We start from the raw sequence: 26,490 nt of genomic DNA, 5'->3' as shown, positions 1-26,490 counted from the left end.
TTATTATATCGCATAGCCTCAAAAGTACATACAAAGAACATATGTAGGCGATCACCTACCGAAAATTCATCCCCCACCTACTCGCTGGGCTACGCACTTCTCGCTCCTTGAGGAAGGGACTTCTTTTCGGTAAATATGTTAAATGGATTAAAGAAAGAATTGGGTCATTCATTAGGGAAAGAAGTGAAAATTACGTTAGTGGATAAAAATTCATTTCATTTTCGGAAGGTTTTATTATTTAAGTCAGTTGTTGAAGAGGCTGATTTAAAAGTGCCATTAAAAAGGTATTGTACAGATGGAATGGAATTTATAAAAGGAGAAGCGATAGCGTGTAATTATTCTGAAAAAGAAATAGAGATAAAGTTAGAAGATGAAAGAATAAGAACAGTGCAATATGACTATCTTGTATTAGCTCTAGGGAGTGTCATTCAAGAAATTTCTAGTACGTTAGGCGGGACAACATTAAGGAGTGTGAAGACCGCCTTAGACGTAAGACAAAAATTGCTTTCTTTAATTGAATTAGCAAAAACAGAAGAAAATAAAGAAATAAGACGAGAACGATTGCGAATTGCTATTGTTGGCGGAGGGATTACTGGTATTGAGACTTCTGCAGAAATATGTGTTTGGTTTAAAGAAGAAGTTCAAAAAGCAGGGATTAATCCAGTTGAGGTAGAAGTCATTTTGTTTGATTCAAAAGAGCATTTATTACACGGTGTTCCAGTAAAAGTAAGTGAACGATTAACATATGAACTCAGCAAGATTGGAATACAATTCATGTCTAAAACGAGAGTGATGAAATTTGAAAAGGGTCAATTACTTTGTGCAAATGGAATAACATATGCAGCGGGAGAGTGTGTTTGGACACCAGGTGTAAAAGTAAATCCTATCATCCAAACATTTCATCTTCCATTGTCGAGTGGGAATCAAATTTTAAATACAAATTTAAAAATCAACATAAAAGAGCCCTCTTTTTTTTTAGGGGGAGAGCATCTGGCCATGCATAGAAGCGACTTATATGTTGAAAAATTAAAATAGATATATAATTATAAAAGGGCTGATTCCTATCATATAGAAATCAGCCCTTTTATATATGTTAAATTCGTTTATCATGCCAAAAGTTTACTTCGAAATGTTCGTTTTCATTATAGCTATCAAACTCATAGCCTTTTTCCTTTAATCCTTTAATAATAGCAGATACAGCAGAAACAGATTGTGGGTGAATATCGTGTAAAAGAATGACTTCTCTGTTTGTTTTTGCGCCTGCAACTACATTTTCTACAATTTTAGTAGAAGCAGCATCCACTGGCATTTTATTATATCTCCAATCTAAAGAATCAATAGTCCAGTCCCATACTCGCAGCCCATTTTCAGCGACCTGATTTCGCAATGCATCAGTAAGGCCTGGCATGGAACCATATGGTGGACGCGTTAATTTTGGAGCTTGTCCAATAATATTAGAAATTAATTTTTGATCTTCTTTCATTTCGTTCACATAGCCGCCTTGTTTATATAGCTTCGCGTAATCATGTGACATACTATGCATGCCGACATAGTGACCTTCTGATAATTCACGTTTTACTAAATCTGGATATTCTTTAACGTTAGAGCCAATAAGGAAAAAAGTAGCTTTCGCATCATTTTGTTTTAATATATCTAATAATTGAGCGGTATGCTTTCCTGGACCATCGTCAAAAGTAAGATAAGCTACTTTTCTAACTTGACCATTGTATTGTTGTGGTGTTTCTTTTGGAGCTAGTGCAGTTTGTATTTCACTTACTAGCTGAACAGATTGTGGGGAATCTTCTGTATTGGCACTTACAATATACTTCGATCCTACAGATGCTTCGTATATGCATGAAATTCCTACACACATAATAAGAGTTCTTTTAAATAAAGTTCTGAGAGATGATTTGTTACGCATAAATGTCCTTCTTTCTATTTCTAATAATCCCATTCTATTTCATTCTATTATATTAGTAATTCTATGTATAGTACTGTGAAAAAATATATTTACAAGTAAAGATGTGATTTATGGAATAGATGCAAGATTTTTTGGATTTTGTTTATCAATTGTGTAATAAAGGGCAATGTGATTAAAAGTATCAATCAATACTACAACAAACAAAAGGCACACTTACTGGGCATTCTTCGTCATGGAAAAGAACCAAAAGAAGGATCTCACACATCAAAACGTTTAGAGAGGCTTCATGAGAAACGGTTTTTCAAAATAAAAGATCTCTTTCATAAAATGAGTTGTCATATTGTTCGGTTTGCGATTCAACACGAAATTTTCGTGATTATGATTGGGAAAAATATAGCATGGAAACAAAACAGCGAGATGGGAAAACGACAGAATCAATCCTTTTGCCATATCTCACATAATCTACTCATTGAAATGATTAACTACAAGGCGAAGAGGCAAGGCATAATGGTACAAGTCGTGGAAGAATCGTATACAAGTAAAGCATCCTTTCTAGACAATGATGCGATTCCTACTTACGGTGGGGAAGACATCTCTGTATTCAGTGGAAAACGTCTCAAATGTGGCTTGTATCATACGAAAGAGAACAAATTACTGAATGCAGATGTGAATGGTGCTGGGCAAGTTGGGTTAAGTATGGGTTACTATTTGCAACAAGGAGGTTATGATTTTGTAATACTTGAAAAAACAAAGTGACCCTATTTTTGGATTTGAATTTAAAAAATTGATACGTAAGGGAAATATAGAAATCCACTCAAGAGTGATACAAGCACAGGGAAGTGAAATAACTTTTAATGATAGAAGCAAAATAAACGTGCACAATATTATATGGTCAACGGGTTTTCTTCCTGATTACAAATGGATGGGCATAGAAGAAAAGGAGACCTTATAAAAGAGGATTTGTTGCTTAAGTTTTTGAGCTACTAGTATTTTTTAGTTGAATATATAAGTAAATGCTTATATACTTATAGCAAGAAAAGGAGGTTGAGATATGCAAAAGACAATATTAGAAATTGAAAAGGTATCAAGTATCCTTAAATTATTAGGAGATAAAACGCGATTAGCGATGATGCGAATGGTATATGAACAAGAATATTGTGTTTGTAATTTTGTAGATATATTCGAAATGAGTCAACCTTCTATTAGTCAACATGTACGCAAGCTGAAGGATGCGGGGCTTGTGAAAGAAGAAAGACGTGGACAATGGATTTATTACTCCATTAATAACGAAAGTGAATATTACGAATTGATTCAAGATGTGATTCGTAATGTAGCTCTTCCGCAAGGTGCAGATACTTGTGATGATAACTGCTGTAATTAAAAGAAGTAATAGGAGATGAACAGACATGACAAAGAAAATAATCTATTTCTTATGTACAGGTAACTCTTGTCGTAGCCAGATAGCTGAAGGGTTTGGGAAAAAGTATTTGGGTGATACATGGAATGTGTACTCTGCAGGGATTGAAGCACATGGCGTGAATCCAAATGCAATTAAAGCAATGAATGAAGTAAATATTGATATTACAGGTCAAACATCAGATATCATTGACCTTGCCATTTTAAATAAAGCAGACTTTGTTGTGACATTATGTGGACATGCGAGAGACGTATGCCCAACAATTCCTCCACATGTGAAACATGAACATTGGGGATTTGAGGATCCAGCAGGGCAAGATTGGTCAGTGTTTCAACATGTGCGTGACGAGATTGGTGCGCGCATTAAGAAATTTGCGGAAACAGGTGAGTAATCAAAAACATAGCCGAGGGTAACATCTCGGCTTCTTATATAGGAGGGGAAAGAACTATGAAAAAAATTGAAATTTATGATCCAGCAATGTGTTGTTCAACAGGTGTTTGTGGACCAAGTGTAGACCCAGAATTAATTCGAGTTTCTGTGGCTATTAACAATTTGAAAAATAAAGGATTTGATATCACACGCTATAACTTAGCAAGTGAACCAGATGCGTTTGCATCAAATGAAATCATCAGTAAATTGTTAATGGAAAAAGGTCCTGAAGTGCTTCCTGTTACTCTTGTTGATGGTGAAGTGGTAAAAGAAAAAGAATACTTATCAAATGATGAATTTGTTGCATTAACAGGATTAACGGAAGAAGAGTTAAGTCAAAAGTCTCGTGTACGTTTAGGATTAAACGTGAAAAAGTAAAGAGAGAGAAGGAATAGACATGACTCATTTATATAATCCACAGACAATGGAATTTACACCATTTCTATTTTTTACGGGAAAAGGTGGTGTGGGAAAAACATCAACTGCATGTGCAACCGCAATCACATTAGCTGATAAAGGAAAGCGTGTATTGCTTGTAAGTACAGACCCAGCTTCGAATTTACAAGATGTGTTTGGTATGGAACTAACGAATCAACCAGTAGAAATTCCAAGTGTAAATAACTTATTCGTAGCTAATTTAGACCCTGAAACAGCAGCAACCCAGTATAAAGAACGGGTGGTAGGACCTTATCGTGAAAAACTTCCAGAAGCGGTTATTAATCAAATGGAAGAACAGCTTTCAGGGGCATGTACGGTTGAAATTGCAGCATTCGATGAGTTTTCATCTTTATTAACAAATAAAGAACTAACAAAACAGTACGATCATATTATTTTTGATACAGCACCAACAGGACATACGTTGCGCCTTCTTCAACTTCCAACAGCATGGAGTGGATTCTTAGAAGAAAGTACACATGGTGCTTCTTGTCTTGGACCACTTGCTGGATTAAGTGAGAAGAAAAAACTGTATGAAGAAACAGTTGCCAAACTGTCTAGTGGAGAACAAACAACATTAGTGTTAGTAACACGTCCAGACATATCTCCATTACAAGAAGCTACAAGGGCTTCAAAAGAACTTGGGGAAATTGGGATACAGAATCAAGTACTACTTATCAATGGGATGATGCAAAATCATGTGAAAGAGGATGAAGTATCCCAAGCTTTTTATGAGAGACAAACAAAGGCATTAGAACGAATACCAGCCGAATTAAAACAGGTTACGACTTACGCTGTTCCTTTAGCGTCGTTTAACATCACTGGTATTGAAAATCTTCGTAAATTATTTATGAACAGTGCGATACTTGATGTGATGACTTTAGAATCAGAAGACATGAAAACAGCACCTTTAAAAGATTTGATTGAGAATATACACAAAACTGGTCAACGTGTTATTTTTACGATGGGGAAAGGCGGCGTGGGAAAAACAACGGTTGCATCTACGATTGCGGTTGGTTTAGTAGAAAAAGGGCACAAGGTTCATTTAACGACTACTGATCCAGCAGCACACTTAGGTCATGTCATGCACCATGAATCCGTACATGGCAACTTATCCGTAAGCCGTATTGATCCAAAAGTCGAAGTGGAAAAGTATCGAGAAGGAATTCTGAATCAATCAAGAGAGTTGTTAGATGAGGAAGGGTTAGCTTATTTAGAGGAAGATTTACGATCCCCTTGTACAGAAGAAATTGCGATTTTTCGTGCGTTCGCCAACATTGTAGAAAAGGCAAGTAACGAAATCGTTGTTATTGATACAGCACCAACAGGACATACATTACTACTGCTTGATGCGGCACATTCGTATCATAAAGAAATTGAGCGTTCGATTGGTGAAGTTCCAGCTTCAGTACAACAATTATTACCACGTCTTCGCAATACAAAAGAAACAGGTGTTGTGATTGTAACATTAGCAGAAGCTACACCTGTGCTTGAGGCAAGTCGTTTGCAAGAAGATTTAAAACGAGCAAACATCACACCAACTTGGTGGGTAATTAATCAAAGTTTATATGCAACGCATACGAAAGACCCTATCCTACATGGCAGAGCAATGTCAGAAATAGAATGGATGTGTGAGATCGAAAAAAGATCGAATGGACAATATGTGGTGATTCCTTGGAAAGCACAAGATATTGTTGGCTATAAAAATTTAAAACATTTAACAGTGTAAAATAGAAGAGGAGAGATTAACATGATTATTACAGATGGAGCAAAAACATATATTGAAGAAGTTATGAAAGAGCATGGTGTATTCACATTACGTTTTTCATTTGAAGGTGCAGGATGTTGTGGACCGAGCTGGGGAATGTCGTTAGCTGCAGTACAAGAAGACGATGTTGTACAAACAATTAATGGACTAGAGATTGCAATTGATAAAAAGGTTTTAGATACAGTAGATAAACTTACTCTTGATTTTGAAGGAAAAGGGGAAGAAGCAGGTTTGGTCTTCCACGGAGGAGAAAGCTGCTGTTAAAGATAGAAAAAAGATCTCCTTAAACGGGGCTGTTGACAAAAGGGAAGCGCTTTGCGTTTCCTCTTTTTGTCAACAGCCCCTTATCAACAGGTTCTCTTTTTCTATGTGATTTTATTCATTTTTATGAAAGTTATTTATTTAAAATAATAAAATAAATTGTCATGGTATAAGAGTGAAGCAATTAACCTAAAGAAAGTTTTGTTTCGGTGAAGGAGTAGTAATAGTATAAAAATTTATTAGAAATTTATTTTTATCTCGTATCCTTTCAATATAGCTTGAAAGGAGAATTCTATGAGAAAATTGTTTAAAGTATTAAAAAATATATTTGTTGTGTTCATTGCGGTTATTTTACTTGTAGCAGTATCTGTATGTATATACCATAACTACCAATTAAGTAAGGAATCAGTGTTAATGAAAAAGAAAGGAACGTTAGTTGATTTTAATAACAAAAAAATGAACGTATATAATGAAGGTAGTGGTGAGGATACATATGTATTTATGTCTGGTGCTGGGATGGCTGCGCCGGTTTATGAATTGAAAGGTTTGTATAGCAAATTTTCAAAAGAGAACAAAATAGCTGTCGTAGAAAGAGCGGGTTATGGTTACAGCGATGCTTTTGAAGATAACAGAGATATTGATACAATATTAGAACAGACTAGAAAGGCACTTATTCAAAGTGGAAATAAGCCACCATATATATTAGTACCACACTCTATCTCAGGTATAGAAGCGATTTATTGGGCACAAAAATATCCGGAGGAAATCAAAGGCATTATTGCGTTAGATATTGGTTTACCTCAGCAGTATGTGAAATATAAAAGCGAAGTAGATAAGTCAACATTAAAAATAAGAGGAATAAATATCTTAACAAAAATGGGTATTCATCGACTTCTACCTTCTACTACTTATAATCCTGAAGTGATTCGACAATCTTTTTTAACTAAACATGAAAAAGAAATTTATAAAGCAATATCGTATAAACAGTTTTTTAATGATGATATGAAACAAGAGCTCTTACATTCTTACGAAAACAGTAAAAAATCCGTTAACCTTCCGATACCAAAAGAAACACCTATATTATTTTTAGATGCAGTTGCTGATCAATCTAAGAACTCGAAATATACAAAACAACATTATAAGGATTATAAAGAATTTGCAGAACAACTTGAAATAGCAGATGTTATAAAATTGAGGGGGACGCACAGCATTTATTTATATCAGGCCGATGAAATATATAAGTTTTCTAAGGAATTTATCAACAAAAAAGCGAAATGAAGGTTTGCATGATGAAGGGATATAACATTTTAATTGTTGAAGATGATTTGATGATTGGTGATTTATTGCAAAAAATTTTGCAACGCGAAGGGTACAATGTATGTTGGAAGAAAGAAGGAAAAGATATTACTGAAATCATCCATGAGATAGATTTAGTTATAATGGATATTATGTTACCAGGTGAAGATGGTTATCAAATTACGAAGAAAATAAAAAACCTTGGATTAAATATTCCGGTTATTTTTTTATCTGCTCGAAGTGATATGGATAGCAAACTCCAAGGATTGACTATTGGGGAAGATTATATGATAAAACCTTTTGATCCTAGAGAGCTATTACTAAGAATGCAGAAAATGTTAGAGAATCAATACGGTACGTTTACGCAAATCAAACATTTATATATTGATGCAGAACATAAAAAGGTTTTCAATACTAGCTTGCATAATGAAGTTGCTTTTACTACGATTGAGCGTAAAATATTCTTCTATTTATATGAAAATAGGGATAGAATTTTAACGAAAGAACATTTCTTTGACTATTTATGGAAACTAGAAGACAGAAATCCCAATATCGTGAATGTACATATTAAAAAAATTAGAACAAAGATTCATGATAAAACGGGTGAAATTATTCAAAATATATATGGAGAAGGGTATCGACTAAATACCTATATGAAGAAATGAAATTAAAGAAGAAATACCAGCTATTATTATTTTCCGCTATTATTAGCGTACCATTGTTATTGCTATTGATTAGTGTCTCTATGTCAGTAATTTATAATATTGCCTTTAAAGCGAAGAACAAGCACATTCCTTTTCATGAATCATTTGCATATCCTACAATGCTAGTTATCTTTTTTGTATCACTATTATTGTTAGCCTTTTTATTTTCGAAATCAATTAACTCACTATTAAATAAGGTAAATATACTAAATAAAACGATTCGACATTTAGCTAGCGATAAAAAGATCCCGAATACATTAGATGTGAAAAGGGATGATGAAGTAGGGGAATTAATTCGCTCAGTAAATTTATTAATTGAAAGAACTACATATCGAGAATTAGAACTTAAACAGCAAGAGGAAATGAAGAAGGAACTTTTAAATAAACTAAGACATGATATTAATACACCTTTAACAGCTATGAGATTACAACTATTTTATTTAGAAGACCAATATAATGGCCAAACACAAGTACTAGAATCGTTATATCAACAAATACAGTATATTGCTGAATTAACCAATGAATTTAAATTGCAATCTACAGATGCATTAGAGAATTCTTATATTGTAAATGATGATGTGAATATACATAATGTATTAGAAACGATGGTTAAAAAATGGAGTTATCTGTATAGTATGCATGATATCGAATTAGTATATAATCCAATATGTAAAGATTTAATATGGACTAGTAACGATTTGTGGCTTCAAAGATTATTTGATAACATTTTTCAGAATACGTTACAACATTCAAAAGCTAAAAAACTTGTGATAACGATTGAAAATAGTGTTGTTTCTATTAGGGATAATGGAATTGGTTTTGATATGAATGGTCAAAGTACAGGACTTGGATTAAAAATAATTGAAGATATATCTAGAATGCTCAATATCAAATATACTTTACAGTCAAATAGAGGTGGGACTATATATTGTTTTACCGCAATTGAAAATAATACATAAGGGGTACTTATTATTATTTTGTAAAGGAATATGGTTTGAATATTTTGTAATTTAAATAGTTGAATTAAATCCATTTTGATCATTCTCTTTTCAAAATGGATTCTTTTTTAGTAGATTTAAGTTTAGGGTTTATCAAAAATAAACCTGTATGAATGTATTGGTTAATGAGATAAAACGGTACGACTTTGTTTCAAAGCTACAGCAGTAATAAGAGCCAACTCCTAAGAGTCGGCTCTTATTGTTTCTATTAGTTTAGTATTAATTTGCCTTCACAATAGCAGAGGAAGTTTGATCATTCCATGTTCTTGCGCCATCTCCCATACTAACTGTTGTTAAATTAATATATTTCCCATTGTTTACAATAGCAAGCGCACGTCCTTTTGCATTACTATGTTCATAAATTGTTGTATAGTCTCCAAATGGATGCGTAAGGATAGATGAAACCGCATCGTTATTTGAACCACCAAAGTTAGCTAAAATAACAGGGTTTCTACTCGAGTTCACAGTAAAACGTGCTCCCTTTAAATCTATGTCATAATAAAAAGTAGAATAAATCTGTGATGAAGATTGTAGAGATTTTGTAACGTTCGGAGAAACTGGATGTGTCTTTAAGTATGTTTCAAATTCGGCTTTGTTATCAAATCCAATTGTTTTAGGATTTTCATTCAATTCACCCGGTGTTACAACTTTATATGGCTGTGAAGAAGAATCTGCATAAGCCGCCGTATTTGATACACCAAACAACATTGTGCCAGTTAATAAAGCAGTAGAAAGTACACCCATAACACGTTTCAAATTTATCACTCCTATAATAGAATACGTACAAGTTCATTGTATAACTATTTCCCTTTTATTGGAAAGGGGTTAATTTATTTCTCAATAGGGGGTTTGATCGAGATACATGTAATTATATTAATGTTCGGTGGCTTCGCTTCTTCCTACGAGGTAAAAAAACCTCTACGTCAGAAGCTCCATCCCCCTCACATTCTGAACGAGCCACTTCCACTTTTTTTAAGAAGTTAGGTGGGAGATAAACTGCCCGTAAAAGCCCGATTGGGAGGGCTAATAATCAGTGGGGGATGAAGAAAACCCCCACTGATTAAAGTATCACTTTATGGTCTATGTACAATGTAATGAAAGGATTTTTTAATTAAAATAATTCACAAAATAAAAAGTCTCAAATGACTGTTTCTAATTTTATCTTTGCTAGAAATATGTTTTTAAAATATATGAGTTAGCTTAAAGATAGCTAAGTTTGTGAAGGATCACATTTAAATAGTTAGGTGTGTTTGTTTAAGAACGATTGTAAGAAAGGGTTGAACTTTATTCAACAGCTATATTTATATAGTTCAAAAAGTAATCTATTAATATAAGTTAAAAAACGACATAATTCCCCTCTTTTTTAGAGGAGGGCGAGAGCATCTGGCCATGCATAGAAGCGGTCAGGGCCTTTTTTTTCACATGCAATGTTTAAAACAAAGGGAGCAAGTGCGGGGGATAGGTCCTGCTGTATTTTGCATAGCATCGATTTGTATAGTGATAAAATGTTATAAATAAGGATTAGTTTTAAAATTTCACATACCGTATTTTTTATTAAAAAATAGGAAAATCAAAAAGTAATGTCGAATATATCATAAGTGGTAATAGATAGTAAAAAATATATATAACAATGAACGAATAGGAGAGGTACATATGGAACCAGTAGAAGCAGCTAAACAAATTCTTGCATCTCAATTTCCAAATTGTGATGCGGCTCTTTTAGGAGGAAGCATTGCAAGGGGAGAAGGAACGAAAACTTCTGATTTGGACATTATCGTTTTTGATAGAACTCTTTCTTCAGCATATCGTGAATCTTTCATAGCTAACGGATGGCCTGTTGAAGTATTTGTGCACAACTTTACGTCTTATAAAGACTTTTTTGCGAGTGATTGTAAACGTGGTCGTCCTTCTTTGCCGCAACTTGTTGTAGAAGGAATTGTGCTAAAAGATATGAAAGGGATTATACCAGTTATAAAGAAAGAAGCGCAGCAACTATTAGAAAAAGGGCCTGAACCTTGGACAAAAGAAATGATACAACAGAAGCGGTATTTTATTACAGATGTGTTAGACGACTTTATTGGTGCAACAAAACGAGAAGATGAATTGTTTATCGCGAATCATCTTGCAGGTCTTGTTCATGAGTTCGTATTGCGAATAAATAATTGTTGGACTGGGCAATCAAAGTGGTTTATGAAGACACTGAGGAAATATGATGAACAGTTTGCTGTAGAGTTTGCAGCGGTGTTTGAAGAATTTTATAAAACAGGAGCGAAAGAGCAAGTTATCGCGTTTGTTAATGGTATTTTAGATATGTATGGAGGACGACTTTTTGAGGGATTTTGTATTGGAAAGGTTGAAAAGTGATGGGACTTAAAAATCTTTTGATAAAAGATGTACAACAACTAATTCCTTCTTCTGTAGAAATAGGTTTATATTTGTATGACACTAAAACAAATGAAACTTTATGTATAAATGAAAATAAAAAGTTCCCTTTAGCAAGTTTGGCAAAATGGATTGTAGGTAGTATTGCTTTTCAGAAAAGTGAGCATATAGCACCAATGACAATCAAAGAGGCTATTCGTAAACATTCGAGAGAAGCATATGATTGTATTTTAGAAAAAATTGATATAAGAGAGATGAATATTGAATTACAGCATATGAAACTCGATATACTCGTTAATAAGGATAATACGAATATAACTAAAAATTGTGGAACACCAGCTAGTGTATTTCAATTCATGAAATTCTTATATAAGCATGAAAAAGAGAATATGTTTATCTTCGAATCTTTAAAAGAACAAGAAGACCCAGATGGTTTCCAATTCTCAAATCAATATGAATGGTTACATATGACTGGTGGGCTTGAAACAGTTTGTAATGATGTTGGTTATTTATATTTAGAAGATCGAGTGTTATTTTGTATTGGATTTGTTCGAGCATACGATGAAAATACAGCGTGGTATCAACTAGAACAAGTACTGAAAAATATAGGAGAATTAATTGTACAAACATATAAAAATGAGGAATGATTACATGGTTAGTTTACCGAATATTCAATTAAGAGAATTGTCATTAGAGGATATAGAAGACCGTTATCAATGGTCATTAGATAAAGAAGTAACACGTCACCTAGTAGTTCCAGATCAATATCCGCCATTCACACGTGAAGATACAAGAAGATGGATTGAAATGTGCATCAATCGAACAAATGGTTATGAACAAAGAGCAATTTGTTCCAAAGAAGGTGTGCATATCGGCTGGGTCGATTTGAAAAATTTCGATAGAACAAATAAAAATGCAGAGCTAGGAATTGCGATTGGAGATAAACGATATTGGGGAAAAGGTTACGGAATGGCTGCTTTATACGAAATGCTACAAATTGGCTTTAAACAGTTCAGTTTAGAAAAAATTTGGCTGCGGGTAGATGCAGATAATACAAAAGCGATGAAAAGTTATGAAAAAGCTGGGTTTGTATGTGAAGGATTAATGAGAAAAGATCGACTGAGACACGGAGAATTTGTCGATCGTTATCGTTTTAGTATGTTAAAAGAAGAATTAATGGAACTGTTGGCTATTATGAAGCAGTGACGAATCAACTTTTGTTAGTTGCACAAGGAGAAGGGTATGTGTGCGGAGAGAATAAAGAAAAGATTTATATTCAGGCGGGACAGGCTGCTTTTGGAAAAATGCTGAAAATCACGGAATAAGTACAAGTGCGGGTCTAATGGCAATTGTAATAGAAGGAGAAGAGATGTCGGTGAATATGCCTATACTACAAAAGTAGTAAATTCCTTATCCCTCTTTCAGTGGATTCCTTTACGAAGTATCTTTTATACACTAGTAATAAAGTGAAACTTTAATCAGTGGGGGTTTTCTTCATCCCCCACTGATTATTAGTTGAACCAATCGGGCTTTTACGGACAGTTTATCTCCCACCTAACTTCTTTGCTTTTGTTGAATTTTGAGGTGGGAGTATTACTGCCCGTTAATGCGGGATAAAAGTATAAACATTGTGAGGGATGCTAGATGATTACACATTTTGCAGATATAGAATTACAAACATTATCTATTGAAGGCGTAAAACAAGTATATGCTGATATACTGCAATTTCCTATTGCAAAGCAAACAGAAACGTTTATTCAGTTTCAAGTTACTCCTTTTACAACCATTAGTTTCAAAGAAATATTAGAACCAATTGTGCCAACTCATTTTGCTTTTCAAGTGCCGTACTCTCTGTTTGATGAAATCGCATTGTGGCTCACACGATCAGGTGTTCAAATTTTAAAAGATAAACAAGGTGAAAAAGTTACGTATCATTCTTCAATCAGTAAGGCCGTATATTTCAAAGATAGTGATGGAAATATTCTTGAGGTTATTTCACACGAATATGTAAAAGAAGAGGTTTTACAAAGAAATGGTCCTTTACAAGTTATGTATGTTCGAGAAGTGGGATTTCCAGTTCCTTCTGTTCCTATGTTTCGTGAATGGCTGAAACAAACATTGCAAATGAAGACGATGCATGACCAAGATATATTTAATTTTGTAATTGGAGGAACTGCACATGCAGTTGTTGTGAAAGAAGGAAGGCCATGGATTCCAATTGATATGAGAGCATTAATGCCTATAATGAACATTACCTTTGGAACTCCGGATATAGAATTTATCCAAAACGTAAATAAAAAAGAAAATACACTACATTTTAAGCAGTACTCTTATTCTATTAGGCTGAAACATACACCAGAGTTTTTACACGCTACTCCGAAACAACTGCATTTACCTTTATCTTTGTAAATAAACATGAAGTTATTATGGAAAAATATGGACTAGAGTTATAAACTTATAGTGTAAATATATATCCATTTTAATTTTTCGACACCTTTGTCTAGCTCTGCCTCCTAAGCCCTCATGTCTAAGAACCTTCCACACGAGAAGGTAAAAAACACCTTCTGTGTGAAAGAACCTTAGCCAACGGGCCTAAACAGTCGGCTCCGCTTTTCTTTATAAGTCGCTGTTATGCAGAATACAACATGACCTGCACTCGCTTTCTCCTTTTGTTTTAAACTTTGCATGTGCGAGCAAAAGGACCTGACCGCTTCTATGCTTTTTAGATGCTCTCGACCATCTAAAAAGAAAGAGGGTTTTTATGTCAACTTTTTAATGTGGATTTATATAGATTCTTTAAAAAATGGGGGATACATAGATGGTTCAAATATTAGTAATGGGTGGTACACAGTTTGTTAGTGAAGCATTAGCAAAGTTTTTCATTTCTAAAGGATATGAAGTAGATATTTTCACTAGAGGAACACGAGAAATTACTTATGAAGGAGTACGTACACATCTTATTGGAGATCGTAATGTTTCATTAGATATACAGAAGAATATTTCAGGTAAACAGTACGACTTTATTTTTGATATTACGGCTTATCATAAGAATCATGTAAAAACATTGCTTGATTATATAGATACAAGTAAATTAAAGCGATATGTATTATGTAGTTCAGGAGCAGTGTATGCTCCTTCTAATCAAACTTTATTTGAAGATTTTGAGCGAACAGAAAATTATAATTGGGGACAATATGGGCTCGATAAAAAAGAAGCGGAAGATTATTTATTTTCCTTACATAAACAAGAAGGATTTCCAATTACGATTTTTAGACCTTCGTATATTTACGGCGAAGGCAACAATTTGTATAGAGAAGCGTACATATTCGATCGCTTGACAAAAAACCTCACTATTCCTATTCCCAAGAATGTGGGTCCAGTGCAATTTGTGCATATTGATGATGTAGTTCGAGTGATGGAAAGTGTAATAGGTTCAGAACAATCTAATGGACAAGCTTATAATTTGTCATATCCAGAAGATATTACATGGAAGACACTTGTCGATACAGCAAGCCATATAGTAGGAATAGAGACACATACTGTGGAAATAGATGAAACAGCATTAGACCCTGCCATTTCAACACGAAATTATTTTCCGTTCCGTAATGTTACTTACACGATGAATATAGAAAAATTAAATGCACATCATTTATACGTGCCACGAGTGAATTTGCATACCGGTTTACAGAAGGCATATCATTTTTATCAAACTGAAAATGTTCAGTTAAGTGATGCTACTATGAATAAAGTTGATGAGGTACTTCGTATTTTTTCATTAAACAAGTAAAAAAATATAATATTATTATGTAAACTACATGTTGGTTAAATAATATAAAGGAAAAAATCTAATTTTGTAGAACCTATCTAAAAGCCCGATTGGACGGGCTAACCATCAGTGGGGGATGAAGAAAACCCCCACTGATAGAAGTTTCACTTTATATGTAAGAAAGGATGTAGCCGGATGATTAGAATGTTAACAGAAGTAGATGCAGAAAGTTATTGGGATTTACGTTTAGAAGCATTGCAAAAAAATCCAGAAGCATATGTTACTACATATGAAGAAGCAATCAAAAAAGAAGAGCCGATTCAAGAAGTAATAAAAAATTTACAAGGGGAACATAGCTATACATTTGGTGCTTTTGATGAGAATAATAAGTTAGTAGGAATTGTAACATTATTAACAGAATCAAGAGCAGTACTGCGTCATAAAGGGCATATTGTTGGGATGTATGTAAGTGCTCAAAGTAGAGGAAGAGGGTATGCACGTAATCTCATATATGAAAGTGTAAAAGAAGCAAAGAAATTAAATATAGAGCAAATTGGCTTATCAGTTGTTTCGGATAATATGGCAGCAAAAAAATTATATCATTCAATTGGATTTGAATCGTATGGTGTAGAAAAAAGAGCATTGAAAATGGATGAAGTGTATCGAGATGAAGAATATATGGTTTTATTTATATAAGAAGTGAAAAATACGTTTCGTTGGCTTAGCAAACAACTTCGTAATGTTTACGGCTTTAGGAATAATATAGATTAAGCATTAGGTGTAAAAAATAAAAAGATCATCTTTATGATGATCTTTTTTAAAATTAGTAGTTGATGCTATTAGTTAGTTTGTCGTACTTTTAATTTAAAGTCCCTACCTACATATCCATTATCTGAATGGATAATTACTTCGTATCTTCCGCTAGTTTCAGTTTTAAATCCTCTTATTTCTTGTGCATATTTTCCATTTGCTTTCGAGTTTTTCTCATCACCATCAGGATTAATAACAGTGAATTCAAAATCTGTCTTGACACCTCTTTCTAACCAAAAGTTAACTTTTGCACCTTCTTCAGCATAAAAGTAATATATATTATCTTCACTACCTCCACCAAAATAAAGTGTACTTTCATAACAATCTGAACCTAAGTAATGTGTTTGTTTAGGTCCATCGATTGATGTGCATTTTGCTGCGTATGACGTTGAAGGTGTCATGAATCCTATGGTCCCTACACCTATCATGGCTGCTAAAGTAAAATTCATAATCTTTTTCATTAAAAACTCCTCCTCAATTTTTGTGTCAGATTGTCATTACATTTTTGAGTGTACACTCAAAAGATAAGTAGAGTATATAAACAAAAAAATACATTATTCTACATATTTTTAAATATTTGAATAATAATTCAGTGTTCAAATATTTGTCATAATTTAAAATTGTTTCCATCAAGAAAAAATAAATAGTTTATGCATGACTTGTATATAAATTTATTATTTGAATATTCCGGAATAAGTTGATAAAGATAATTGAGGGGAAATTTTAATATATGAATGACAAATTAATAAGAAACGGCTAAATGAAATACTTCATGATTTATGTACATGCGACATGCTTATACGGGATGACATAGCGAAATCGAAGTACAGCGAGTTTAAAGAGGATATGTACTGTATTAGATCATTGTGATATATAAAGCGTTGATTCCTCTACTTGGTTCATGCAAGCAGTTAATGGTAAGCCAAGTCATATAGAGGAATAGTATGTTAGATATTGAGTACAAAGGTAAAATCTAATTGATGAAAAGGACGACTACGCACAAGTAGCCGCCTTTCGCACACCTAAGTCATTGTTGAAGGAAGCACTTGACCTTCTGGGTACAGAGTAGCGGTTAATGTACGACTTCTTATATCGGTAACAGTTCCCGTTGGTACAGCTAGCGCTATCCTTATCTCATAGGTATGAGTTCCTGATGGTGGTACATCAACCCACGTAATGTTAGGAGTTATTTCTATACTACGGTGTGCAATATCAGATTGTGACGTAAAAGCTATGTAAGTTCCGTCACGATATAAAAGGTAAGACAGTAAAAATTCAAAATCAGTAGGATTAGGACCAGGTGAACCCAAGTAAACAGTTGCCATTGATTCTAGTTTTACAACTTGGCGAGATGTAGGAAAAGGCGGGAGAGTAAGAATGGATACATTGGCTGGTGGTATAGGAATCCTTGTTAGGCTTTCTACAAAAGCAAATTGCATAATAGTACATACACCTCCTAATATTAAACAATCAATATATCTTATTAGTGATTTTAATAAGATAGACCTTTCATCAATCTTTACTAACGGATAGCAAATGTTAAATAAACTAAATACATTAACTTCTGATAATGTTATGTTAACTATTGATGTATGGGGTATACAAAAAGAAACTTCATGTCCTCCTTTAACAGTCAAATCGTGCACTTAAGTTTGAAAATTCAGAAAATAATGCATTTGAACCTTTTCTTCTTTCCAAGGTTCAAATGCATAAAAAGGCTATCAATAATAGACAAGCGTAGATTCATTTGCCAACACATATCAATATATTGTTAATGTAACCACATTTAATGTTCAGAGCGATTTGCTTTATCACAAGCCCCTTTACCCCAATTTTACGATTCGATTTCGTTGAGCATTGCGCAAGGAGGCGCCGGCGGTACTGTAGGTACTTTTAGTGAGTGACTATAGTGGCGGTGGTAGGTAGGTCGAAACCAAATTCACTACCATTAGTTGTAGTGGTGGACATTGAATTTATCTCGATGAAAGTGAGGTATCATATATTGTGAAATTTGAGGATAATACAGATCCAAACTCAATTTTGTCCGATGCTTTAAAAAATCTCGAAAACGCTGAAGCAATCAATCAAGTTGCAGATAACGTGCAACAAGTTCTGGGGACTGAACCGGGATCTACAGGAGGTCCAGTTACCGTTAATGATCTTCTTGCAGTTGATGAATTAGCAGATGAGACTGTACAACATGCGATTGCTGATGAGCTTGCCCCCCCTTGTGGATGCGTTTTGTCGATCTATTTAGCTTCAAGTGCATCATCACTTCTAAGTGGTAATTTCATCGGACTAGGTACCGATGGGGGAAATTTCTTCCAAAATAGTGTGGTAATAGCACAGACAGCAACAATTACGGGTCTCGTTTTAAGTGTCCGCGATGAAACTATGGCTAATAGGTTCCCGGTAACAGGTACAATATTTATAAGTAGAGATTGTACGAATACTCCTGTGAATACAAGTATTACTGCAACGGTAACAGCAGGAAATTGTTACGCATTTGCACCTGCTAATTTAGTTGTCAATCAATGTGATCTATTATCTGTTCAAGTTGTTACTAGTGACGACGGTGCCCTAACGGATGGAGCGGCAGCCACTATCCTGTATACTATCCCTTAACTCAATCTATAAATCAAAGAGGCTGACTCAAAAGTTCGTTGAATGACGAATCTTTTGAGTCAAGTTTTTATTTTATGAAATTCGACAAAAAAAGAAAGTAACATAAATGATGTTGTGTTGCATTGAAATACTCTTAGCGTGGGTTTTTTCGATTTGCGGTCTGTACCCGATGCCCATCAAGTTAAAATTTTAAACAACATAATAAAAGCCTTGCTATAAAACAAGACTTTCCTCAATTTACTATAATACAAGAAGCTATGAATATAAGTTTAATAATTTATCTATGGATAAATTATTAGTATCACTTAAATCAACAAAATATTGAAGTTGCCACAATTGGCTCTTCTTAGCTTGATCGCTAACAGGGTTATCCCAAATAGGGTAAATTCTCATAGCCATCTTTCCTTTTTGGCTTTGAGTTTTCAATATTTTTTCTTTTAAAAGAATCTCTTTTGGAAAAATAAATTGTCCTAGTTTATTATCATCAATACAAGTGATAACTAATAAGTCAGGATTGGAGTCATAAGAGAAGGCCTGATTTTGCATGTTTTCATTTTTCTCCCAAAAAGAAACAAATTGTCCAATTTTATTAGGAGTAATTTTCGATACCCTAAAACGTATGGTTTTGTTATTTAACTTGAATATCCCTCCTGCATATTCTGAATTTTGTCTTTCTTCTTTTAGATTAGTGATTATTAAGTTATTAGGTTTATAAACTATATTATCTAATTTTTCGATTATATTGTTAAAATTGTTCATGTGAATTCCTCCTCTATTTATATCTTAGTGTATCACAAACACCCGTTCTTATATGTCGTATAGAATACGATTCTCAAAACGATTATTTATGAGACAATCAGATATCAATCAAATTTCGTTGTTTTTTGCTGGAAACTTCTCCTAAAACTCACTTTAGAAACTATGTCCTAAAAATGTACATTTTAGATTTCTTGTATGTAGTTTTAAGTGAGCCTTTTAATCCATTTGTAAAAGTATACAATTGTAGAAAAATGTCGTAATGGAAGTTTTGGATGGATTGGAAACATTAATTATGCAGGTTTAGACAGAAAAGATCTGTGGGGAACTGTCAAACAATTTCAAGGTGAAGTAAAAGCTTGGAATAATGATCAACAAGGATAGAATATCTAGTAATTGGAGATTCTTTTAATTATGGTAATACAACCAGGGGTAGGACGCACATTTTAACGTTTTTATACGCTAAGAAATTCTCAAAGCTCCATAACACGAGTTGAATTATTAACGTGGGTTTTACGTCATTTAGTTAGCGGGACCCCTATACGATATAAAAAAGAGCCCTCTAATCCAGACGGCTCTTTCCCATGTACTAGTCAGTCACCACAACCTACTAAAATGTAATAATATAACAGGTGTTAACTACATACTAACATGTCCATAAGCGTGTATTTCATGCTAATGGTGAAGGTCCGTGAATAAATGACAATAAGAAACAATTTATTCCAAAATTACAAATTATGACAAAACCCCCACTTTTAAAATGGTAATATTTGATTATAGACTGAGTTTAATAGATAATTCGGTCGAAAAAATGTTAATGAGAAAAGAGAGGATGAGAACACATGAAAAAGATCGTTCGCAAGTTAATTGTTCCAGGACTAGGACTATCGCTTCTATTCACAGGAGGTACTGCTGAAGCTTTCGCAAGTGAAAATGTATCTAATAATTCGAGTACAATTAAACCCATTGTTAAAACAAGTGATATGATAGCTTCTAGCAAAGGAAAGGACAAAAATAAGGATAAAAACAAAGACAAAAGCAGAGAGGATTTTGTTAAAGCAACACTCAATCATGCATACAATATCGTTGGGCAAGGCAAAAAAAATGTAATAGTCTACAATCAATCTGTTCGAGAAGGAAGCTATACTCATCAGCTTCATGGGTATGATACATACTATACCGTATTGTATGGTGATATAACATATGGTGTTTATGTTTTTGACTATGGATATTTCAAAAGCACAAGTAATAACAAGAAGGCTGACTGGGCATTCAAAGGTAACTGTTCTAAAAAAGGAAACACCGTATCTTGTGCACCTCTTTGATTATATAGAATTACATAGAGAGTTTTATTTATGAACTGCACCCCAATTGTTAGACACGAACTAACAATTGGAGGTGCAGTTTTCTTATGAGGGCATTTTTGCCCAAATCCCCAAAAAGGGGGAATTAGCTTAATTCATTAAAAAATTATACGCCATGTTAAAAATGTATCCTATTGCTTGAATAAGTATGTTCTAAAATGATTGTCACAACTTTTTTTATCTTTATTAAATTTTTCACTTATAGAAACAAAGTTACCTTTTTAACATCCTAATTATTATAATTTTATGAAAAATATTACATTTTTATTTGTTTGTTAGTAAAATATTAAAGTACGTTAATACTTAGAGGAGGGATATGTGTGTTTTCAAAATGAAAAAAAGGATTCGTAACTACTTTATTTGCACTCACAACGTTTTCGACAGTAACATCTGCTGAAGAACTGCCTGCTGATCAACAAAAATGGCAGAATTGGGTTCGTGAACATGCGGTTAAATTACAAGAACCAACTGCTAGTTCGAATGAGGATTTATCATTTTTGAAACAAGCCTTACAGGGCAAACGTATTGTTTCACTAGGTGAGTCTACTCATGGTTCAACAGAAATGAATCAATCAAAGGTTCGTATCATTAAGTATTTGCATGAAGAAATGGGCTATGATGTGATTGCGTTTGAATCAGGCTTTGCGGAAGCGAATGCTGTATATCAAAATATAGATGATTTAACAGCTGAACAAGCCATGAAAAAAGCTATTGCTGGAGTTTGGCATACAGAAGATGTGGAAGAATTATTTCAATATATAAAAGAACAAAAAGAAAAAAGAACACCTCTTATTTTAACGGGATTTGATATACAAATACCCTGGGATGCTGCTACCGCTACATTTGCAACATCTACAAATAAATGGATTGGGAAATTGAATCCTGAAATAGGGAAATTACTTGTAGAGGCAGAAGGAGAAGTCGTGAAATACCGCTCTGTCTCTTCTTATAAGGAATTTGAAGCAATGCAGGTATCCCTTTTGGACAAATACGAAAAAATAAAAGAGTTTATCCAACAACATAAAAATGAATTGCAACAAGTAGCGCCTAAAACATCCTATGATGTAAATCTTCTAGAAAAGTCAATCAAGATTCGAATCGATACGCTTAAAACATATATTCCAAGTGAAGTGAAAGATCGGATAAATATTCCACCTGAAAAATATCCGGATGATTTCCCATTTTACACTCGAGAGCAAAGGATGTCACAGAATTTGGCATGGTTAAGCGAAATGCAATTTAAGAATAAAAAAATGATTGTGTGGGGACACAATTATCATATTAGAAGACAAAATTCTAAAATGATTCAAGCCGCATCCCCACGCCCATTCCCAAATATAATGGATATGATACCACAGTATTTAAAAAAGCAAATATACACAGTCGGTTTATTTGCATATAGTGGTAGCAGTTTAGGGTCGGATAATAGACAGATTATAAATGTAAAGGAAACGCATCAAGCCAATAGTATAGAAGAAATTTTGAAAGCTGCACAACATCCGCAAGTATTTGTAAATTTAAAAGGTGAGGAAAATCGTCCTGAAACCTCTTGGATGTATAGGCCTATTATTGGGCAGTATTGGGGATCTTACGATGAAACCATGATTCCTAACCAACAATATGACGGGATTCTATGGCTAGATCATATTAGCCCTTCACGAATTATTAAATAAAACAAAAAGCGCACCATCTATTGTATTGGTGCGCTTTTTGCTTTATAGGAGTTCACCATCATTTTTAGCAACTTAAAATTTTATAGCGCCCCCAAAACGAAATTTTGTGTTAACTTGTAACAAAAAAGCACATTTTTTCTTTTTGGGGATACTCTAAAATATTAGCTTGATGGTGATGTGTGGTGCCCCTGTTTAGTAAAATAAGCTTATCTTTCCATCCCTCATTTAAATGTATTATTAACTAGTTCCTCCCAATCTACAAAGGACAACTTATCTGTAATATGTTTTAATTCATTAGGAACTTCAACATAGCATATTAATTCTAAACTGTTACCATCTGAATCAACTCGTACTTTCACCAATTGATTTATGTCCCCTCTCTGTCGTGTGTATAAAATTACCAATACAAGTTAATGCAAAAATACCCAGTTGAGTAAGCGGGTTCTTTCAAGTTTGCTTAATGATTCCATTAATGTAAAAGATGATCCACAAAAATTAGCAACAGTTGAAGCGACGCAATCTGGTGAAGTATTATTCGCGTTATTTGGTGAATTAATAGTATTGTCAGCACCATTTCTATCAGCCTTGTCTTGGGTTGGAATGAGTCTTGTTGTCATAGGGATGATTTTACATAGTTTTGCGGCGGTTATGGAGAAAAAAGAGGAGAAAATAACAGCATGAGAAGATGATCTTTTAAGGTCGTCTTTTCCCTGTTTTTTAAGGATAAATTCTGTATAGTGAAGGATAATCCCTTTTTTTGATTAAAAATTAAGAAAAATATGATAATATATAAATGGTATATTAAAGAAATTTTAGTAGAGAAATAGGGGATTTATTATGAATATGAACGATTTAATTGCCAAAACAAAAATGCCAAATACAATTCGTACAATTGTAAGCGATTTACGAAAATTAGGTGTTACAGAAGGAATGAACGTTATCGTACACTCGTCTCTTAGTTCGATCGGTTGGGTAAGTGGTGACGCATTGGCTGTAGTAGAAGCTTTAATGGAAGTAGTTACAGAAGAAGGAACAATTATTATGCCGACTCAAACGAGTGATTTATCTGATCCGAAAAATTGGCAAATGCCACCTGTTCCAGAAAGTTGGTGGGAAATTATTCGTGATAATGTACCACCGTTTCATCCTGAAACAACACCAACGCGAAGTATGGGAAAAGTAGTAGAGTGTTTTCGGACATATCCGAATACAAAAAGAAGTAATCATCCTTTACATAGCTTTGCAGCGTGGGGGAAACACGCAAAGCAAATTATTGATGGACACATCCTTTCTCCTAGTTTTGGAGAACAGTCACCTTTGGGGAAAATGTATGATTTAGATGGATATATATTATTAATCGGAGTAGATCATGATTCGAATACATCACTTCATTTATCTGAAGTTCGTTCGCAATATCGAGAAAAGGTCCAAATTGGAGCACCGATTATTGAGAATGGAGTTCGCAAATGGAAAGAGTATGAGGAATTTGACTATGATTCTGATGATTTTAAGCCATTAGGAAAAGCATTTGATAAAACCGGATTGGTTATATTAGGGAAAATAGGGAACGCATCATGTAAATTAATGAAGCAACGAGAAGTCGTTGATTTTGGAACAGAATGGTTTTTAACTCAAAAACAAACGAAGCAAATATGTAATTAAAGGATGGGGAACATGAAAGGGAAAAAGGTACTCATAACAAGTGGCGGTTGTTTAGAAAAATGGGATGAAGTACGTGGGCATACGAATTTATCGACAGGAAGAATGGGAAAGCTTCTAGCAGAAGAAGCGCTGAAGAGCGGGGCTTCAGTTATATATTTACATGGTTATTTTGCAGAAAAACCTGAAGGGACTCATAATCTTTCTTCTCATTCTTTTGAAGGAATTATCGATTTACAAGAGAAAATGAAACAAATTATTACAAGTGAAAAAGTAGATATTGTCATTATGGCGGCAGCTGGATCGGATTGGATAGTTGATAAAATTGTCGATCAAGAAGGAAATATAATGGATCAATTAGGAAAGTTATCAAGCGATATGCCGCCGGTTATTCATTTTAAGAAAGCCCCAAAAGTACTAGCACAAATTAAACAATGGGATCCGGGTGTTGTGTTAGTCGGATTTAAGTTAGAGAGCGGTACAAGTCAACAAGAATTAATAACGAGAGCACAAATCCGAATGGAAGGTGCACAAGCAGATTTCATAGTTGCAAATGCTTCTCATGCCCTATATACCTCTGAAACGAATCACTATATTATTTCTAAAGATGGTGAAGTTCAGATATGTTCCGATAAAGCAAATACAGCCAAAAGTCTTATCAATAAACTTGCACTGATCCATTTTGAAAAAGAACAAGTTGTTTTTCATTAATGAGAGTTAAGAAAGAATACATATTGTAGGGTGAGAAGATGGAAAATTTATTAAAAAAATCGATTACATTTTACAAAGATCATTTAAATGAAATTTTTAAATAAAAAGGAATGATTACATGAATCATGCTATAACTCAGAAACGATGGATAATCTGGTTTGCTATTACGAGCTTGATTATCCTTTCGAATATTCTTGTTTATGCACTACCAATCATGTCGCCTTTACCAAATAGAGTAGCACTTGGTTCGCTATTTGATTTTATACTTACTATTCCAATCGTCACATACATACTTATTATTAGAAAACGATATTCACTAAAATACATCTTTCCTGTAATACTTGCAGGATACGTTGCTGCAAGATTTATTATTCCTAATCCGTATTTTGAATCTTTTTCGTTTATCACATATATATTAGTAGCTGGGGAAATTGCATTTCTTTGCTTAGAGCTTTATCTTTTTTACAAAATAGCAAGAAAACTACCTGCGATTATTCGCTCTTATAAGAAATATAGGCTCGCATATTCATCTTTTTCATATGCGAGCGAAAAGGCAGTATACGATTCCGTTTCCGAAAATGTTGTTGCGAATGTATTGTTATCAGAGTGTAAGTTGTTATACTACGCGTTATTCTCTTGGCGTAAAAAAGTATATGCAGGTTCAGATATGTTTACGTATCACAAAAAAACAGGTTCCATTGCATTTTATATTATGCTCATACATGCAACTTTAATTGAATCAATCGGTTTTCATTATTTTCTTCATCAATGGAATCCGATTGTAGCATGGATTCTGCTCATCTTAAATATTTACGCTACACTCTTTTTCTTAGCAGAAATACAAGCAATTCGTTTATGTCCATATGTTGTAACTGATAAAGAACTTATTTTACAAGTTGGTTTGACGAAACAGCTTATCGTACCATTTTATAATATTGAAAGCATACATCATTATAAAGGATTATTACCTTCTAAAATGGAACAAAAACAAATTTTTGATGCAGCAGTAAACGAGTTTATAAAAGAACCTGCGAAACTTGAAATCGTATTGACAGAGCCGATGAAAGCAACTATGCTTTATGGGTTTCAAAAAACAGTCACAAAAGTTCATATCAATGTGGATGATGAGAGAGCGTTTTATGATGCCATTATGAAGAAAGTTCAAGAGAGAAGCAGTCATGAGTGATAAAAAAGGATCATATTTCTCAACACAATAAAATAACCGGCAAGTACAAAGCTTGCCGGTTTTCATCGTCAAGAAATAGAAATTATGATAAAATGAAAGAGTAACTCATGGTCAGAGTGGTTGTTCTATTATCACTTCTCTAAGTGTTGGGAGGTGATAATTTGAGTGAACTTACGTTGCTTTTGCAAGGCGGTCTTTTTCTCGTTGCATTGCTAACGTTCGTCGTGTTATTAATCGACAAGCTCAAAAAATAACAACCCACTCTACGCCAATAGAAGGTGGGTTGTTTAATTCATGAGAAACAAATAGGATAATGAATAATCCACTCT

At 33.8% G+C, this 26,490-nt stretch carries 27 protein-coding genes and 4 pseudogenes; 25 read left to right on the top strand and 6 right to left on the bottom strand.

Annotation, left to right across the window (positions count from 1 at the left end; all coding sequences use genetic code 11):
* The first annotated feature begins 135 nt into the window (after nt 1-135).
* Nucleotides 136-1,035: an NAD(P)/FAD-dependent oxidoreductase gene (locus ACIGHG_RS21320; RefSeq protein ID WP_396550421.1), complete on the top strand. Its 900-nt coding sequence runs from the start codon at nt 136-138 to the stop codon at nt 1,033-1,035.
* Between the two features lie 58 nt (nt 1,036-1,093).
* On the opposite strand, the gene ACIGHG_RS21315 is transcribed toward ACIGHG_RS21320, so the two are convergent.
* Nucleotides 1,094-1,921: a peptidoglycan-N-acetylglucosamine deacetylase gene (locus ACIGHG_RS21315; protein WP_336474241.1), complete on the bottom strand. Its 828-nt coding sequence runs from the start codon at nt 1,919-1,921 to the stop codon at nt 1,094-1,096.
* 153 nt (nt 1,922-2,074) lie between these two features.
* Between ACIGHG_RS21315 and ACIGHG_RS21310 the strand changes: the two are divergent.
* The 9 genes and pseudogenes from ACIGHG_RS21310 to ACIGHG_RS21270 all read left to right on the top strand — a co-directional run.
* Nucleotides 2,075-2,608: pseudogene (locus ACIGHG_RS21310) on the top strand (IS200/IS605 family accessory protein TnpB-related protein); the annotation flags it as partial.
* A gap of 364 nt (nt 2,609-2,972) precedes the next feature.
* A complete protein-coding gene (locus ACIGHG_RS21305) occupies nt 2,973-3,302 on the top strand; it encodes an ArsR/SmtB family transcription factor (RefSeq protein WP_396550419.1) in 330 nt (109 codons plus the stop codon).
* Nucleotides 3,303-3,327: 25 nt separating this feature from the next.
* The gene (gene arsC / locus ACIGHG_RS21300) at nt 3,328-3,729 is read left to right on the top strand and encodes an arsenate reductase (thioredoxin) (RefSeq protein WP_336474240.1); all 402 of its coding nucleotides are present in this window, start codon (nt 3,328-3,330) and stop codon (nt 3,727-3,729) included.
* 56 nt (nt 3,730-3,785) lie between these two features.
* Nucleotides 3,786-4,145, top strand: coding sequence for an arsenite efflux transporter metallochaperone ArsD (gene arsD, locus ACIGHG_RS21295; protein ID WP_336474239.1), 360 nt, complete (start codon nt 3,786-3,788; stop codon nt 4,143-4,145).
* 19 nt (nt 4,146-4,164) lie between these two features.
* Nucleotides 4,165-5,931 (top strand): arsenical pump-driving ATPase, encoded by a 1,767-nt coding sequence (gene arsA / locus ACIGHG_RS21290; protein WP_336474238.1) that lies wholly within the window; start codon nt 4,165-4,167, stop codon nt 5,929-5,931.
* Nucleotides 5,932-5,952: 21 nt separating this feature from the next.
* Nucleotides 5,953-6,234, top strand: a complete 282-nt coding sequence (locus tag ACIGHG_RS21285) for a HesB/IscA family protein (RefSeq protein ID WP_336474237.1) — start codon at nt 5,953-5,955, stop codon at nt 6,232-6,234.
* Between the two features lie 291 nt (nt 6,235-6,525).
* On the top strand, nt 6,526-7,509 hold the full coding sequence (locus tag ACIGHG_RS21280) for an alpha/beta fold hydrolase (RefSeq protein WP_336474236.1): 984 nt from the start codon (nt 6,526-6,528) through the stop codon (nt 7,507-7,509).
* A gap of 11 nt (nt 7,510-7,520) precedes the next feature.
* Entirely contained in the window at nt 7,521-8,192 is a 672-nt protein-coding gene (gene ybdJ, locus ACIGHG_RS21275; RefSeq protein ID WP_336474248.1) for a two-component system response regulator YbdJ, read from the top strand.
* Nucleotides 8,189-9,190: a sensor histidine kinase gene (locus ACIGHG_RS21270; protein ID WP_396550416.1), complete on the top strand. Its 1,002-nt coding sequence runs from the start codon at nt 8,189-8,191 to the stop codon at nt 9,188-9,190. The genes ybdJ and ACIGHG_RS21270 overlap by 4 nt, the downstream gene beginning before the upstream one ends.
* A 258-nt stretch (nt 9,191-9,448) precedes the next feature.
* Here ACIGHG_RS21270 and ACIGHG_RS21265 read toward each other — a convergent pair whose 3' ends face one another.
* Complete coding sequence (locus ACIGHG_RS21265; protein ID WP_336474234.1) at nt 9,449-9,985, bottom strand: hypothetical protein; 537 nt, start codon at nt 9,983-9,985, stop codon at nt 9,449-9,451.
* Between the two features lie 897 nt (nt 9,986-10,882).
* On the opposite strand from ACIGHG_RS21265, the gene ACIGHG_RS21260 reads away from it, so the two are divergent.
* The 7 genes and pseudogenes from ACIGHG_RS21260 to ACIGHG_RS21230 all read left to right on the top strand — a co-directional run bounded on the left by ACIGHG_RS21260 (nt 10,883) and on the right by ACIGHG_RS21230 (nt 16,073).
* Complete coding sequence (locus ACIGHG_RS21260) at nt 10,883-11,593, top strand: nucleotidyltransferase domain-containing protein (RefSeq protein WP_336474233.1); 711 nt, start codon at nt 10,883-10,885, stop codon at nt 11,591-11,593.
* Nucleotides 11,593-12,258 (top strand): serine hydrolase, encoded by a 666-nt coding sequence (locus ACIGHG_RS21255; RefSeq protein WP_336474232.1) that lies wholly within the window; start codon nt 11,593-11,595, stop codon nt 12,256-12,258. Before ACIGHG_RS21260 ends, ACIGHG_RS21255 begins: the two co-directional genes overlap by 1 nt.
* A 4-nt stretch (nt 12,259-12,262) precedes the next feature.
* On the top strand, nt 12,263-12,817 hold the full coding sequence (locus ACIGHG_RS21250) for a GNAT family N-acetyltransferase (protein ID WP_336474231.1): 555 nt from the start codon (nt 12,263-12,265) through the stop codon (nt 12,815-12,817).
* Nucleotides 12,784-13,013, top strand: a pseudogene (locus ACIGHG_RS21245) (cupin). The gene ACIGHG_RS21250 and the pseudogene ACIGHG_RS21245 overlap by 34 nt, the downstream one beginning before the upstream one ends.
* Nucleotides 13,014-13,255: 242 nt before the next feature.
* Nucleotides 13,256-14,020, top strand: a complete 765-nt coding sequence (locus ACIGHG_RS21240; RefSeq protein WP_336474230.1) for a VOC family protein — start codon at nt 13,256-13,258, stop codon at nt 14,018-14,020.
* Nucleotides 14,021-14,429: 409 nt separating this feature from the next.
* The gene (locus ACIGHG_RS21235; RefSeq protein ID WP_336474229.1) at nt 14,430-15,398 is read left to right on the top strand and encodes an NAD-dependent epimerase/dehydratase family protein; all 969 of its coding nucleotides are present in this window, start codon (nt 14,430-14,432) and stop codon (nt 15,396-15,398) included.
* Nucleotides 15,399-15,572: 174 nt separating this feature from the next.
* Nucleotides 15,573-16,073 carry a GNAT family N-acetyltransferase gene (locus ACIGHG_RS21230; RefSeq protein WP_336474228.1) on the top strand — a complete coding sequence of 167 codons (501 nt, stop codon included), beginning with the start codon at nt 15,573-15,575 and terminating at the stop codon, nt 16,071-16,073.
* Between the two features lie 143 nt (nt 16,074-16,216).
* Here ACIGHG_RS21230 and ACIGHG_RS21225 read toward each other — a convergent pair whose 3' ends face one another.
* Nucleotides 16,217-16,648 (bottom strand): hypothetical protein, encoded by a 432-nt coding sequence (locus tag ACIGHG_RS21225; protein WP_396550412.1) that lies wholly within the window; start codon nt 16,646-16,648, stop codon nt 16,217-16,219.
* A gap of 561 nt (nt 16,649-17,209) precedes the next feature.
* Nucleotides 17,210-17,626, bottom strand: a complete 417-nt coding sequence (locus tag ACIGHG_RS21220) for a hypothetical protein (RefSeq protein WP_336474226.1) — start codon at nt 17,624-17,626, stop codon at nt 17,210-17,212.
* Nucleotides 17,627-18,287: 661 nt separating this feature from the next.
* Between ACIGHG_RS21220 and ACIGHG_RS21215 the strand changes: the two genes are divergently transcribed.
* Nucleotides 18,288-18,812, top strand: coding sequence for a hypothetical protein (locus tag ACIGHG_RS21215; protein ID WP_336474225.1), 525 nt, complete (start codon nt 18,288-18,290; stop codon nt 18,810-18,812).
* 255 nt (nt 18,813-19,067) lie between these two features.
* Here ACIGHG_RS21215 and ACIGHG_RS21210 read toward each other — a convergent pair whose 3' ends face one another.
* Complete coding sequence (locus ACIGHG_RS21210; RefSeq protein ID WP_336474224.1) at nt 19,068-19,571, bottom strand: MepB family protein; 504 nt, start codon at nt 19,569-19,571, stop codon at nt 19,068-19,070.
* A gap of 839 nt (nt 19,572-20,410) precedes the next feature.
* On the opposite strand from ACIGHG_RS21210, the gene ACIGHG_RS21205 reads away from it, so the two are divergent.
* Both ACIGHG_RS21205 and ACIGHG_RS21200 read left to right on the top strand, forming a co-directional pair.
* Entirely contained in the window at nt 20,411-20,893 is a 483-nt protein-coding gene (locus tag ACIGHG_RS21205) for a hypothetical protein (RefSeq protein WP_336474223.1), read from the top strand.
* A 536-nt stretch (nt 20,894-21,429) separates the two neighbouring features.
* Nucleotides 21,430-22,605: an erythromycin esterase family protein gene (locus ACIGHG_RS21200; RefSeq protein WP_396550409.1), complete on the top strand. Its 1,176-nt coding sequence runs from the start codon at nt 21,430-21,432 to the stop codon at nt 22,603-22,605.
* Between the two features lie 221 nt (nt 22,606-22,826).
* Here ACIGHG_RS21200 and ACIGHG_RS21195 read toward each other — a convergent pair.
* Nucleotides 22,827-22,952: pseudogene (locus ACIGHG_RS21195) on the bottom strand (VOC family protein); the annotation flags it as partial.
* Nucleotides 22,953-23,079: 127 nt separating this feature from the next.
* On the opposite strand from ACIGHG_RS21195, the pseudogene ACIGHG_RS21190 reads away from it, so the two are divergent.
* From ACIGHG_RS21190 to ACIGHG_RS21170, 5 genes and pseudogenes are all read left to right on the top strand, one after another.
* Nucleotides 23,080-23,286 (top strand): annotated as a pseudogene (locus ACIGHG_RS21190) (multidrug resistance efflux transporter family protein); the annotation flags it as partial.
* Nucleotides 23,287-23,442: 156 nt separating this feature from the next.
* Nucleotides 23,443-24,267, top strand: a complete 825-nt coding sequence (locus ACIGHG_RS21185) for an AAC(3) family N-acetyltransferase (protein ID WP_336474222.1) — start codon at nt 23,443-23,445, stop codon at nt 24,265-24,267.
* A gap of 12 nt (nt 24,268-24,279) precedes the next feature.
* Nucleotides 24,280-24,975, top strand: a complete 696-nt coding sequence (locus ACIGHG_RS21180) for a phosphopantothenoylcysteine decarboxylase domain-containing protein (protein ID WP_396550407.1) — start codon at nt 24,280-24,282, stop codon at nt 24,973-24,975.
* A 118-nt stretch (nt 24,976-25,093) separates the two neighbouring features.
* A complete protein-coding gene (locus ACIGHG_RS21175; RefSeq protein ID WP_336474220.1) occupies nt 25,094-26,161 on the top strand; it encodes a hypothetical protein in 1,068 nt (355 codons plus the stop codon).
* A 161-nt stretch (nt 26,162-26,322) separates the two neighbouring features.
* Nucleotides 26,323-26,415: a putative holin-like toxin gene (locus ACIGHG_RS21170; protein WP_090914879.1), complete on the top strand. Its 93-nt coding sequence runs from the start codon at nt 26,323-26,325 to the stop codon at nt 26,413-26,415.
* Nucleotides 26,416-26,490 lie beyond the last annotated feature (75 nt).

Origin of the sequence: Bacillus sp. NPDC077411, from assembly GCF_044543425.1 — a bacterium.
Classification (GTDB): Bacteria; Bacillota; Bacilli; order Bacillales; family Bacillaceae_G; genus Bacillus_A; species Bacillus_A bruguierae.
This window is presented reverse-complemented; position numbering and strand designations above follow the sequence as displayed.